This is a genomic window from Clostridium sp. B9, from assembly GCF_050509515.1.
GTDB lineage: Bacteria > Bacillota > Clostridia > Clostridiales > Clostridiaceae > Sarcina.
On record NZ_JBNWKA010000003.1, the window covers coordinates 2435713 to 2450371 of the forward strand.

The 14659-nt window shown below is 30.0% G+C and carries 7 protein-coding genes; 1 reads left to right on the forward strand and 6 read right to left on the reverse strand.

All coding sequences use genetic code 11. From position 1 onward, the window contains the following. Positions 1–37: 37 nt before the first annotated feature. A complete protein-coding gene (gene uraA / locus ACQZHJ_RS10885; RefSeq protein ID WP_430485577.1) occupies positions 38–1339 on the reverse strand; it encodes a uracil permease in 1302 nt (433 codons plus the stop codon). Positions 1340–1527: 188 nt separating this feature from the next. Between uraA and ACQZHJ_RS10890 the strand changes: the two genes are divergently transcribed. Beyond that, entirely contained in the window at positions 1528–3111 is a 1584-nt protein-coding gene (locus ACQZHJ_RS10890) for an ABC-F family ATP-binding cassette domain-containing protein (RefSeq protein WP_430485578.1), read from the forward strand. Between the two features lie 56 nt (positions 3112–3167). Here the strand turns inward: ACQZHJ_RS10890 and ACQZHJ_RS10895 are convergent, their stop codons facing one another. The 5 genes from ACQZHJ_RS10895 to ACQZHJ_RS10915 all read right to left on the reverse strand — a co-directional run bounded on the left by ACQZHJ_RS10895 (position 3168) and on the right by ACQZHJ_RS10915 (position 14544). Further along, complete coding sequence (locus ACQZHJ_RS10895; RefSeq protein WP_430485579.1) at positions 3168–4175, reverse strand: polysaccharide deacetylase family protein; 1008 nt, start codon at positions 4173–4175, stop codon at positions 3168–3170. Between the two features lie 253 nt (positions 4176–4428). Beyond that, on the reverse strand, positions 4429–9930 hold the full coding sequence (locus tag ACQZHJ_RS10900) for a glycoside hydrolase domain-containing protein (protein WP_430485580.1): 5502 nt from the start codon (positions 9928–9930) through the stop codon (positions 4429–4431). A 381-nt stretch (positions 9931–10311) separates the two neighbouring features. Further along, positions 10312–12495 carry a DNA topoisomerase III gene (locus ACQZHJ_RS10905; protein WP_430485581.1) on the reverse strand — a complete coding sequence of 728 codons (2184 nt, stop codon included), beginning with the start codon at positions 12493–12495 and terminating at the stop codon, positions 10312–10314. A gap of 189 nt (positions 12496–12684) precedes the next feature. Then, a complete protein-coding gene (locus ACQZHJ_RS10910) occupies positions 12685–14103 on the reverse strand; it encodes a PH domain-containing protein (RefSeq protein WP_430485582.1) in 1419 nt (472 codons plus the stop codon). 9 nt (positions 14104–14112) lie between these two features. Next, positions 14113–14544: a PH domain-containing protein gene (locus ACQZHJ_RS10915; RefSeq protein ID WP_430485583.1), complete on the reverse strand. Its 432-nt coding sequence runs from the start codon at positions 14542–14544 to the stop codon at positions 14113–14115. Positions 14545–14659 lie beyond the last annotated feature (115 nt).

Here is a 14659-nt window from a genome sequence, read left to right on the forward strand (position 1 = left end):
AGTTTATAAACCCTAGCTTTTTTCTTTTTTCTACAAATTATTCTTTTTCATTCATTAATCCTAATTTGTCAAATAACATGAATGATATGCTTAAAATCATTGCTACTATAGTAGCTAGTCCCATCCCTTTAATCTCTATAGCTCCAAATCTCACAGCAATATCACTTAATCCAACTATCATTACTACTGATGTTAATATTAAGTTTCTAGACTTAGAATAATCTACTTTCTCTTCTATAAATGTTCTAAGACCTGATGTTGCTATTGTACCAAATAAAAGTAAACTTACGCCTCCTATTACTGGTGTTGGAATACTTCTTATAAGTGCTGATAAAGTTCCTGAAAAACCCAATACCACTGAAAGTATTCCTGCTCCGCATATTACATATGAGCTATATACTTTTGTTAAAGCCATAACTCCTATATTTTCACCATAAGTTGTTGTTGGTACTGAACCAAAGAATCCTGAAATCATTGTTGACAAACCATCTCCTAGAAGTGATTTATTAAGTCCTGGATCTTTTGATAAATCTTTACCAACTATACTACTAGTTACTACCAAGTGTCCAACGTGTTCAGCTACTACAACAAAAGTTGCTGGTAAAATTGTTAGTATTGCATTTAAGCTTGGTTTTGCTATATGTATCTGTGGTACTACAAAAATGCTAGCTTCTCTTACTGGAGTAAAATCAACCAATCCAAAGAAACAGCTTACTACATATCCTGTTACTATTCCTATTAATATTGGAATTACTTTTAAGAATCCTCTTAATAATACTGATGATAAAATAACAGTTAATAATGTAATCATTGAAACTAATACCCATGTTGGGTTTAAAGTTTGTGAATTAGATAACCCCACAGGAAATCCTGCCATATCAGCTGCTGTTGGTGCTAATTCTAATCCTATGATTGTTACTATAGCGCCCATAGATGCTGGTGGAAATAATTTTCTAATCCAACCAGTTCCTACAAAACCTACTATTATTGCTATTGTTGCAAATAGTAATCCTGATACTACAAATCCACTTTGTACTTCCGGGAAAGAGTATCCTTGTCCCATTAATAATAATACTGGTGATATAAATGCAAAGCTTGACCCTAAATATGCTGGAATTTTTCTCTTAGTTATGAATGCATATAATAAAGTTCCTATTCCATTGAAGAATAAAACCGTAGCTGGATCAATGTTTAAAAGAATTGGTACTAATACTGATGATCCAAACATTGCAAATAAATGTTGGATACTTAAAGGAATTGCTTTTTTTAGAGGTACTTTATCCTCTACTCCTATAACTTCTAGAAGCTCTACCTCTTGATTTTTTGTAACTTGAGCCATGTTATTTCTCCTCCCTTTTCTAGACTCTCTGGTCTAAATTAAAAGTTTATATAAAATATAGCATACCGTTCATAATAATTCAATATTTTTTTGTCTCATTTTGTGTTATAATAAGTATTCATGTGCATAAAACTATTTTTTTGCATTAACAAATTATTAAAATACGAAAAAAGAAAGGACAGAACTTAATGATTACAGTAAACAATGTAAGCTTAAGATTTGGTGGAAGAAAACTTTTTGAAGATGTTAACTTAAAGTTTACTCCTGGAAATTGCTATGGAGTTATCGGTGCAAATGGTGCTGGTAAATCTACATTCTTAAAAATATTATCTGGAGAAATAGAACCTAATACAGGTGAAGTTTCAATCCCTGCTAAAACTAGAGTTTCTGTTTTAAAACAGGATCACTATCAATATGATGACTGTGAAGTTTTAAAAACAGTTATAATGGGAAATCCAAGATTATTCGAAATAATGGAAGAAAAAGATGCTTTATATGCAAAGCCTGATTTTTCTGATGAAGACGGAATTAAAGCTGCTGAACTTGAAGCAGAATTTGCAGATTTAGATGGATGGGAAGCTGAATCAGAAGCTTCATCATTATTACAAGGTTTAGGAATAGGCACTGAACTTCACTACAATACTGTTGGTGAACTTAAGGGTGATGAGAAGGTTAAAGTTCTTTTAGCTCAAGCTTTATTCGGTAAGCCAGATGTACTTATACTTGACGAGCCTACAAACCACTTAGACATAAAAGCTATAACTTGGCTTGAAAACTTCTTAGGAAACTTTGAAGGAACAGTTATAGTTGTATCTCATGATAGACACTTCTTAAACATGGTTTGTACACAAATATGTGACGTTGACTTTGGTAAAATCAAGTTATACGTTGGTAACTATGACTTCTGGTACGAGTCAAGCCAACTTGCTCTTCAAATGGCTAAGGATCAAAACAAGAAAAAAGAAGAGAAGATTAAAGAACTTCAAAACTTCATCGCTAGATTCAGTGCTAACGCATCTAAATCTAAGCAAGCAACTTCACGTAAGAAGTTATTAGATAAGATAACATTAGATGATATTCAACCTTCAAGCAGAAAGTATCCATTCGTTGGATTTAAACCTGAAAGAGAAGTTGGAAATGATATCTTAGAAGTTAACGGAATATCAAAAACTGTTGATGGCGTTAAACTTTTAGACAACGTAAGCTTTAGAATTAACAAAGATGATAAGATTGCTTTTGTTGGAAATGAAAGATCAATAACTACATTATTTAAAATAATCAATGGAGAAATGGAACCTGATTCAGGAGACTACAAATGGGGTGTAACTATTTCAAGTGCTTACTTCCCAAAAGATAACACTGAATTCTTCGACGGCTGCGATTTAAGCTTAGTTGATTGGTTAAGACAATTCTCTGATGAAAAATCTGAATCTTACTTAAGAGGATTCTTAGGTAGAATGTTATTCTCAGGTGAAGAAGCATTAAAACAAGCTTCTGTATTATCAGGAGGAGAAAAGGTTAGATGTATGCTTTCTAAGTTAATGCTTAGTTCAGCGAACGTTTTAACTCTAGATCAGCCTACTAACCACTTAGACCTTGAGTCAATAACAGCAGTAAACAATGGTTTAGCTGACTACAAGAGTGTTTTATTATTCTCATGTCACGACCATCAATTCGTTGAAACTATCGCAAACAGAATAATAGAATTAACTCCAGAAGGAATTAAATTCGATAAAGTTTGTACATACGATGAGTATTTAGAAAGCAAATAATAAAAAGCACTAGGTTTTTCTAGTGCTTTTTTATATACTTAATAAATAATCTTACTTTATAAATTAGCATCACTTATTGTCTTAAATTCATATCCTTGCTCTTTATAATATTTTATTACTTCTGGTAATATGTTAACTGTCTTCTCTTTACCATAAGCATCATGCATTAATAAAACAACTTGATTTTTTCCATTTGATGTTCTCTTAACATAATCTATCATCTGTTCATTACTATATTGTTTTCCCTCAGCATCACCATTTAATGCATTCCAGTCAATACTTACTATATTGTTTTCCTTTAGAGTAGAATTTAAATTTTCTAAATTGCTATCCTTGTAATAAACTCTGCTGTTATATCCTCCAGGCATTCTTAGTACATTAGTATCAAACTCTACTCCTAAAATTTCCTTCATTATATTATTTGTTTTAGCAAATTCCTTCATAAAGTAATCTATATCCGTTACATTTCCTGGATAAAGACTTTTAAAATTATGACTATAACTATGATTAGCCAGGGCATGCCCCTCCATTATAGTTCTTTTCAATGTATCTTTTGGCGTTTGTCCATTTTCTAACATTGAACCTAAAACAAAGAAAGTTGCCTTTGCTTCATTTTCATTCAATATATCTAAAACTTGATTTGTTAGTGGGCTTGGACCGTCATCAAAGGTGAGAAAAACATACTTTTCATCTCCATCATAACTTCCATCAACCATATTCTTTACATCTTGTACACTTACTACATGAGCTTTCCCTTCAAAGGTAACATTACTGCCTGGCACTATATCATTAGCCTCATATTTAGGTAGCTCTACTGTCATCTCCTCTACGTTATTAACTTCTTCATTACTTAATATTCCATCTTTATTTTTATTAATATCAACATTACTCTCTACTTTGCTTTCTGTATTTCCCTTTACAACTGCACTCTTTCCACTTAATACAATTTTCATTCCACCAAAAACTAAAGCAACTATTAAAATAGAAGCCATACCTATTCTTCTTCTAATATATTTAGCCTTTAACTTTCTTCTTCTTCTTTTGCTAAAAATCTCCTTACTCATATTACCTCCAAAACACAACTTAATTCTCTATAATTATACATATTTTTCATGTTACAAATAGTAAATATTTAATTACAGAGCATCCTAATTCTGTGTACATTCTATTAATTTATCATTAGTTTAATTTTTTATTTTAAAATACAAATTATATTTATAGTATATTCATATTCACCAATTTATATATTAAAAAAATTAAAACTCTACTAGAGAATATATAAAAAATTCTCTAATAGAGTAAAATTAAATTTTCAACCTATTTTAATATTATTTTTGATATGAATTTAACTTCATATTCATTTATTTCTCCATCTAAATTTAAATCTGAGTTTACACTTAATGAATTTTCAAAATCTATATCTCCTTGATACTTTGAAGCTAAAGCTAAATCACCTATATCCTTTTTACCATCTTCATTAATATCTCCAGTAGTTTCATCAATTACTCTATTTAAGAATAAATCTAAAGTTTCTCTTAGCATAGCTATTGAATTATTTATTTCTTCTGAAGATCCATTATTATAAACTTCCTCAGCATTCTCTAAAGCTATTGTAAGCTCTACCTTACTTCCTTCATGATATTGTCCTACATCTATTCCTTCTACTGAATTTATTAAAGTTTCTTTCACATCCTCTATTAAATCTTTTAATTCTTCTTTTGAAGGATCTATTCCAGATTCATCTCCAAAAACTTTTAATTCAAAGAAGGATGCCCAAACACTACTTGATGGGAGGCTATTCATTTGAATTTTAATGTATCTAACATTACTTTCATTTAAGCTTATTTCACTAACTTTTTCTGAAACTAAGTTATCAGTATTATTAAATGCTTCTCTCCATTCTTCTCCATCTTCAGAAACTAATATTGAGAATCCATATGAGGAAGCTTTCTCCCACGTTATATTTAATCCATCTATATCATAAATCTCTTCTAAGTCTACTTGCCACCAATGATTTACACTTCCATCTGCTGCACACCATCTTGAAGTTTCATCACCATCATTTCCCTTTGATGCCTCTCTTCCACTTTCTGATGAACTTGAAGTTGCTGGCTTATTTAAAGCTAAATTTTTTCCAACAACCTTTATAGTAGAAGAAATATCTTCAAAGTTTTCTTCTCCATATAGCTCTGTTTCAAGCTTTATACCGTTTGCTAAAATTTCTGTAGACTCAGCTTTTTTATTTGAAGTAAATGTCATTTTTAATACTTCACCATCTCCATTAAGCTTATCTTCCCCTTCCTTAGTTTCAAGGATTAATCTTAGTTCACCTAGATTTAATTCTTCTACTGAAATAACTTCAAACCCATTTAATCCTTTTGGTTCTCCAATAAGATTTAATAATTCTGAATCGTAATTTACTACTAACTCAACTTTATTTAATCCTAAAACTTCATTTACTATGAAAACATAATCAAATTCCTCTTCAATTTGAACTACTTCTTTAACACTTGATGCTATACTAGTATTAGGTTTTGTAGGTTCTTCACCATTTAATATCTTTCTTACAATATCTTCTAAGGCAGATTTAGCTTCACTTACTTCATATCCAAAGTCAACACCATCACCTAAACTATGTCCTCTATCTAAATTATCTAATATCTTATCAACTTCTAACTTCCACTCTGGGTGTTTATATAATAATTGTCTCATCTTTTCATTATCTTGAATACCTTCTCTAAATCTTTCAAATCTTATAGAGCTTCTTTCTGGATAAACTATAAAACAATCTCCTGACTCAAATCTAGTGTGATCTGTTGTTTCCAAAGGATTTTCAACCCAGTTATCAAAAGACCATCTTAAGAAGCCATCTATATCAGTTTTTGCCGAATACCAACCAACCCATGCACTCTCTGCTGGATTTGAATAGGTGAAAAAGTTTGGATAATCTCCTGTAGCTAAATATAGCGTTGTGTTTTGTCCTTTTGATCTTCTTTCTTGTGAGAACTTAGCAAACTCTTCTTCATCATGAACTTCTCTAACTGCTACTGACATATCCATAACCTTATCTGATATTTGGTTAACACTACCATAGTTCATAGCACCAGAAATTTTAAGAGGAGTATCTTTTAAAAGTTCAAAAACAGGATTCATAACATATGCTGGTCTTTCATCCATAGCTATATAAGTTATGTCTTCCCATCCTTTTAAGTCAAGGTGAGCTACAAAGGCATCTATAAATTGACCCCAATATGAATTCCAAGTTGAACTTCCTGGAGTTAAAATTTCAAATACCTCTTTTCCTTGAATCTCATCAAAATAAGAAACTCTATTAGCCCATGGAACCATACTATAACAGTTTATTTGGTCATCAATTCCTATTTCCATACAAAGCTCTACATATTTATCAAAATCATCAAAATCAAATTCAAAGGTTCCATCAGTTTTCTTTGTCCACTCTACCATTGAGCCATATGGATCATGTGTTTGACCATTCCATGGATCCTTAACAATAGTAGTTGTTATTACCTTTTGACCAGCATCCTTTAGCCTTGTTAAATGAGGCTTAAGATAATTTATATGTTCCTCAGACCATAGTGGAACATCAAAGTATCTTGCTACAGAGTATGGATTTTGCCACATATCCAAATGAAATGTCCATTCTTCTGGTGAAGTTAATGTCATATCTAAAACTTCTAAATTAACATTAAATTCCACTTCTTCTCCCCCAGTTGAAATTGCCTTTATTGTTCCAGCATAATTTCCTGGTACTGTTTCCTTTGGAATATTTAATGTAAACCATAAAGGTTGTACACTTCTTCTTTCTATAAGCTCTGTTTCATTTATATCTAATATATCTGGTATAAGCTTATTATCAGCTCTTACATATTCAACAAAGTTCATTTCCCCATTAGAAGAAGAAATCACATTCCCATTCTCATCAGTAAAATCAGAAATCTCTAACCTTACATCTTCTATTTCAGCAAGCTCTGTATATAAAACTAATTGTGAATTTAACTTTTCACCTTTCCAAGAAACAATATTTAAATCTTTATTTCTACTTTCAGTTACTATATTTTCATAATCTTCTTTAAAATAATGCTTATCCTTACTACCTACAAATCCATCTAATACTCTCTCAATTTCTGAATCAACATAAGTTATTACAGGATTCCAATAAGTGTTATCTTGTCCTATATTTCCACCTACTCCATTAACTTCAAAGTAAATATAATCACCTTCAGTTACTGTAAGCATCAAATCTAAATTATATCCACTAGTATCAGTAGCATTTAATCTTTGCCATTCACTGCTTTCTGGCCAAACTTTAGTATTATTATGAATAACCTTAATATCTACTCCATTTCCACCCGATAATAATTTTTTAACATTACCATTTACTATAATTTCACCATCTCTTGGAGCTTTAAACGCTATAACAGCATTTTGATCTGTTCCTGGATGCATAGATGATGGTCTATAAATTCTACTCCACTCATGAGTTCCTTTCCATATGCCTCCATCTAAGTCAGCATGGTATGTCATATCTCTATACTCTCCATTAGAGAATTCTTTATAGTACCAACCATTAATTCCTTGAATTGTTGAGAATGCTTTTGAAAACTCATAAACACTTTGAAGTTTGCTAGGATCTAGTACTATATTTGAACTATTTGCTAACAATCCTTCTGATAATGTAATGTCACAACCTGTTCCTTCAGCATCAAATATCTTTCCACCATTTAATCTTATATTTGCTAAGTTATCTAAATCTAAGCTTTCATCACCTAGTGAAACAACATATCTAAATACTAATTTATCACTTCCACTTCCTCTTAAATAATCAGCAAAACCTTCCTTATCTTCGCCAATATTTAAAGCAATTTGAGGGTTTCCTTTCACAAAAACTGCCTTATCAAATTGAACTTCAAAATCTATGTGATCACCTGCGCCATAAGTTCCATCTTTAGTTAAAGCAGAAACACCTGTAACTTTTGGTGCTACCCTACTAGCAACTATCTTATCTATTTCGTCTAAAGTAAGTCTTAAACTCTTAATATAAGGCTTATTGTACCCTTCTTCCCAATATCCATATGAAGTTAAAACATAAGTTCCATCATCTAAAACCTCATTTCCTGCATATCCACAGTCTCCTGATTTAACAGATGGAGTAAAGTCTTCCATAAGTCTTATTCTATATTCTCCTTCTCTATTATGAACTAAGTCATCATAAGTACCTACCCAAGCAACCCAATCTCCAGCTACCCAATCATTAGAGTTTCCAGTTCCATTAGGATCTCTTATAATCTCTCTAAAAGTTATTAAAAGTCTTCCTGATATAGGATCATAAGTAGCCTTATGTCTCTCACCCATTAAAGCTCCTTGAAGTTCTACTGGCTCTGTCCAAGTTTCACCTTCATCATTCGAAAAGGCTATCATAGAATTATTCCTCTTAGCTTGAGATCTTGCAATTAAAGCTAATTGTTCTCCATCTGGTGATCTTAAAACTTCTATTTCACAAAGCTGAGCTGATTTTTCTATTGAATTATGCTCTTCTAGAAGTCTAACTGGCTCTGTCCAAACTTCTTTTCCATTTTCATCAAAGCTCAAATAAGTTTTCCAGTTATTATATCCAAAGTCATGGAATATTCCCATCCACTTATTATCCATCTCTCCATTTTCATCCTTAAGTTGAGTTAAGCTTGCATGAGCTACTATCCCTGCATAATCACCTGTTGGAAAATGGTGTTCAAACTCACTCCATGTAGCTCCTTTATCATCAGAATATGCTGTTCTAAATCCACCTTCAGGACTTCTTGGAACTCCTGATATCATTTGAATTCTTGTAGTTCCATCAGGTTTCTTTATTTTATATATTACAGGGGTCTCTTCACTATCATTCCAACTTATTGGAGTTTCTAACCTCTCACTCCATGTTAATCCTGCATCTTCACTTTTCTTTAAAACTACTGGCCCAACACCATGTCCTTTAGGATAAACTACATACATAGTTTCCTTATCATCCATTAAAACTGTTGAAGGGTGCCCTAAATAAACGTTTTCTTCTTTATCTACTAAGACTTGTCTTTCTGTATCCTTAGATAAATCTACATAAGGAATGTCATATCCTATAGTAACTTCTTGATTACTAAGTTCTTTTACTTCATCCCCACTTATTATTCTGTCATAAATATCTAGGTAATCTATATCTCCATCAAAATACCATTCCCCAGAAGAAGCATTATCTAAGTTTTTTCCTATATTCATAGCATTTAACTCTGTTACCATATCAACATTAACTGCTTCATCTAAATTTGCAACTTCTTCACCATCAACATAGAGTTTAACACCTGAGTTACCTAAGGTCATAATTCCTACATGCCAAGAATTATCCCCGTATTGTTCTGTAGATTTTATGTTACATAAGAAATTATTATTTTCTCTTATATGTGCATTTAAACTTCCCCCAGTTAAAGTTAAAGCTAGTTCACTTGAATGATCCTTTGAATCTGAGATACTAAATAAAGTTTTTGCTCCACTATTAGAGTTTGTTCTAAACTTTACTATTACCGTCATCTCCTTAAGATTTGCAACCTTACTAATATCTTTTGTTATATCTACATATTCATTATTCTTACTTATAAAATTTTCCTTTACAGAATAACTTAAAATATAGTCCTCTTTTATACTTTTCGAACTCTTAACATTATTTTCTTTATATTCTATAGGGGCTGCTAAAACACTAGTTGAGAATAAATTAACCGCGAACATAATTCCTAAACACTTACTTACTTTTTTTAATTTTTTTCTTAACCCCATTTCTTTCCTCCTATAATAAAATTAAGTTACAAAAATTAATATTCCTCCCTTCTTAAACAATCCTTGTTATAAATAGAACAAAGCATACACCCCCAATATGTATACTCCTAAAAGAATTCTTCTATGATATCTTTTACATATCAAAATCACTCTTCAATTAATATAATTCTAAGCATTAAAATTATTTTCACTTTTTTAACATTAAATCTTTATATTTAATTAAAGTTTAAATTTTAGTTTCAAAAATAGACTCTTTTTTAAACCAACATCACTTTCTAAATATAACTAAAAATCAACACTCACTTAAAACAGAGACTAAAAATAAAGAAGGAATTATATCAAAATAACCTTTAATACAATTCTTTCTTACATATTATTTAATTAGTCAAATTTTAATCCACTTAAAAGATCTGCAAATGGATTATTTACATCCTCATTTGCTTCTTTTTTCATTTTCTGCATAATTTTATTTACTTCTCTTTTATTTGTTTTATTATTCTTTTCAAATCTCTTCTTAAACACTGATTCTTTTTCTCTAAAGTTACAATTAACTCCAGGACACACATATATTTTTCCTTCTCCATGCCCTCTTAATTCTAATTTCTTTTTACATTCAGGACATCTAACATTAGTTATTCTAGCTACATTTTCTCTATGACCGCACTCTCTGTCCTGACAAACATTCATAGTTCCATTCTTGCCTTTAACTTCAAGCATATACTTTCCACACTCAGGGCACTTCTTACCTGTCAGATTATCATGCTTAAATTTACTCTCTGCAAGCTTAACATCTTCAACTAAAGCTACAGCATAATTTCTTATATCCTTAATAAATTTCTTAGAATCACCTTTTCCCTTGCTTATCTTTTCAAGCATCTCTTCCCATGAAGCTGTTAACAGAGGTGACTTTAAATCCTTAGGAACTAAATCTATAAGCTGTTTTCCCTTTGATGTTGGTATTATTTCTTTTCCTCTCTTTTCAATTACAAAAGAGTTAAATAATTTTTCTATAATATCGGCTCTAGTTGCAACTGTTCCAAGTCCACCAGTTTCTCCCAATGTTTTTGCTGAACTCTTATCTAATGCAATATACTTTTGAGGATTTTCCATAGCTGATAACAATGTACCTTCATTAAATCTTGCTGGTGGTTTAGTTTCTCCCTTTTTCTCTATAACCTTAAGAACTTTGAAAGAGTCGCCTTCATTTAATTTAGGAAGCTCTTGCTCTTTTATATCATCCTCTATATCATCATCTATATCTCTATCATAAAGTTTTTTCCACCCTTTAGATTTAACAACCTTACCTTTGGCAATAAGCTTTTCTCCATTAACATCTCCAACTAAAGTTGTTTGTATATATTCAAATGGTGGCATTAATACACTTAAAAATCTCTTAACTACAAGCTCATAAACTCTTCTTTCATCTGAACTTAAGTTAGCTAAGTTTCCTCTTTCCTCTGTTGGAATTATAGCATGGTGATCTGAAACCTTATTATCATCTACAAAACTCTTATTTGCTTTTATATCACCCTTTAAAAGTTCATTTGCCACTACTCTAAACTCACCTGTAGCAACAGCCTTTAATCTGTCTTTTATAGTTCCAACTATATCTTTTGATATATATCTTGAATCTGTCCTTGGATATGTTAAAAGTTTATGATTTTCATAAAGCCTTTGCATTATATTTAAAGTCTGCTTTGCTGAATATCCAAATATCTTATTACAATCTCTTTGAAGCTCAGTTAAATCATATAGTTGAGGTGCATATTTCTTTTTACTACTCTCATTTATGCTCTTGATTACTCCATTACTTCCCTTTAGCTTACTTAATAATTTATCTTTAAACTCACTATTAAATATTCTTGAATTATTATCTTTATTAACCCATGTAAATGAACATTTATCTGTATCTAATAAAACTGTACTATAAGCTTTAGGTTTAAAGTTCTTTATCTCCTCTTCTCTTTGAACTATCATAGCTAAAGTAGGTGATTGAACTCTTCCTGCTGAAAGCTGAGCATTATATTTACAAGTTAATGCTCTAGTTACATTTAATCCAACTAACCAATCTGCTTCCGCTCTACATTGTGCTGCTCTATATAAATCATTATACTTTTCTCCTGGTTTTAAGTTTTTGAATCCATCTAATATAGCCTTACTTGTTTGAGATGATATCCAAAGTCTTTTTAGCGGCTTTTTAACATGTGCTTTTTCGATGATCCATCTAGCTACAAGTTCACCCTCTCTTCCAGCATCTGTAGCTATAATTATCTCATCTATATCTTTTCTCTCCATTTGTTTTTTAACTTCATAAAATTGCTTAGTTCCCTTTTTTATAGGCTTAAGTTTCATATGTTTAGGCAACATTGGAAGAGTATCCATTGACCAAGTTTTAAATTTATTATCATAGTCTTCTGGTGATTGTAACTCCACTAAATGACCTAAAGCCCAAGTTATTACATAATCTTTTCCTTCTATATAACTTCCTTTATTATTATTACATTTTAAAACCTTAGCAATCTCTCTACCAACACTTGGCTTTTCTGCTAATACTAATTTTTTCAATAAAATCATCCTTTCAAAGTAACATTCACACGTTTCTTATATAAATACCTTAATAATCTTTTCTAATTTATATAAATAAATTTTATCTAAATATATATTACTATAGTACATTAAATTTCATAACTTAACAAATTAATAATAAAAAGGGATATCAAATACCGATACCCCTTCTCTATAAAAAAATTCAATTTAAGTCCATTCCTTTATTTTATCATATATCTCTATTTTCAGATTCTTAAGCTTTATCCAGTCAATCCTTTTTTGAGAATAAAATTTAAATTTAAAATTTCCTATTCCTTTTCTTACTTGGAATGGATTAGAAGTTACCTTTATTTCTTCCATACTAGATTTTCTTATTATAAATTCTCTCTTATTAAATGCTTTATAACTAATATAATATAAATCTTCTCCAAAACCTAACTTAGTATTCCTATATAATAATGTTCTTTCCAAAATAACTAAAGGAACACTAACTAAAACAACCCATTTTTCTCCTGTTAAAAAAAATATTAAAACACTAGTATAAACAGCTATTTGAACTGGCACTGTATAAAATCTTCTCATAACTTTTTTATCAGGCTTATATACCGTTCCATGAAATTCAAATTCAGGCACTAAGTTTTTTAATATATCTAAAAACCCAACTTTATTGCACAGTGGAAATATAAGCTCATCCTCTTTAAAGCTATTTCCATAACCAACTACACAACACTTTATTGTGTAGAAATTAAATATTTGATTTATTATATTTTGCTCTATTTTTAATGCATGTATATTATCGGTAGGTATCGAATAACTTCTCCTTGTTATAAGTCCATATTCAACCTTCAAATAGTTATTATTTCTATATATAGTGAATTTATAATATTTAGATAATATGGCTGATACTGAAAATGCTAATATAATAATTAATAATATAGTAAATAAAAAAAGTCCCGATAAAAAGATAGCTAATATGGTATCTCTAGATATAACATTTTCTTCAATAACATTTTTAAAAAAACTTATTAATTCTTCATTTAACCCCTTGTATATTTTACTCATAAAATGGATGCTAGAATAAAGTGCTCCTATTCCTAAAAGAATATTATTTCTAAGCATTGATAATAATATCAGATGAACAGCCGATATATTATAAACTAATGTTTCATTTATTTCTTTTTCTTCATGAATAAGATTTTTTATTCTATCACTTAAGTTATCATATAAAAAATCTAAGTCTTTTTTCTTTAAAACCATTACCACTTCTGCACTTCTTTTAGCAGATGGATATACACTATCAATTTTTATTTTTCTTAATCTAAATATTCTATAAATTATATTTCTTTCAAGTTCTATTAAAGATACACTTTTTAATGGTACCACAAGCTTCTCCTTAAATATCGCCCCTTCTTTATATACTAGAAAATTTTCTTCCACTGCAATTTCAGTATTTATCCACTTAAGAACAGAAAATGCCATGAGCAACGCTATAAATAGTATCATAGTCTCAATAATATTCTCATTAAATTTTAATGCCAAAAAAATCATTATTGGCCATGCACTTTTTAATAATTTTAATAAAGTTATTAATATATTATACCAGTGGTTTTTCTTATAAAAATTCATATTCCACCTCTAAACATTTCTTTTTACAATATCATAAAATATATTTGCATTTTCTCTATTTAAAGCTGGTATAACAACTCTTCCACCTGCTGTATATATACTTACACTCTTTAACTTTAATAAAGCTGATATAGGATCCTCACATATATTTATGTACTTTATTTTATCTATTTTTATACATATATATCTTTTATAAAAAATACCACATTTTATCTCTATAAAATCATCAAATATAAAGTATGACCAAAAGAAATATTCTATCAATGGAGATATTGTTCCTAATATAATGTATAGTATAGCTAAGAGAACTCTTGCCCACTCCAAGAAGCCTAAATTATACCTTCTTATGCCAAAATCTAAAAGAAAATATAGAACTATGAAAATTAATGTTCTCCATATAAATTCTTTAATAACAAACAATTTACTTAACTTATATTTCATATAGACCTCCTTTTACAAATATAAAAAAACCTACAAGAAAAATCTTATAGGCACTTGATTTTGCTACAAAACTAAAGATTACCTCAGCATATAACATTTTACCATATTATCTTTT

What these genes read in the sequence shown, in the direction of transcription:
- uraA (WP_430485577.1), bottom strand. Translation starts at nt 1,339, where the DNA reads ATGGCTCAAGTTACAAAAAATCAAGAGGTAGAGCTTCTAGAAGTTATA.
- ACQZHJ_RS10890 (WP_430485578.1), top strand. Translation starts at nt 1,528, where the DNA reads ATGATTACAGTAAACAATGTAAGCTTAAGATTTGGTGGAAGAAAACTT.
- ACQZHJ_RS10895 (WP_430485579.1), bottom strand. Translation starts at nt 4,175, where the DNA reads ATGAGTAAGGAGATTTTTAGCAAAAGAAGAAGAAGAAAGTTAAAGGCT.
- ACQZHJ_RS10900 (WP_430485580.1), bottom strand. Translation starts at nt 9,930, where the DNA reads ATGGGGTTAAGAAAAAAATTAAAAAAAGTAAGTAAGTGTTTAGGAATT.
- ACQZHJ_RS10910 (WP_430485582.1), bottom strand. Translation starts at nt 14,103, where the DNA reads ATGAATTTTTATAAGAAAAACCACTGGTATAATATATTAATAACTTTA.
- ACQZHJ_RS10915 (WP_430485583.1), bottom strand. Translation starts at nt 14,544, where the DNA reads ATGAAATATAAGTTAAGTAAATTGTTTGTTATTAAAGAATTTATATGG.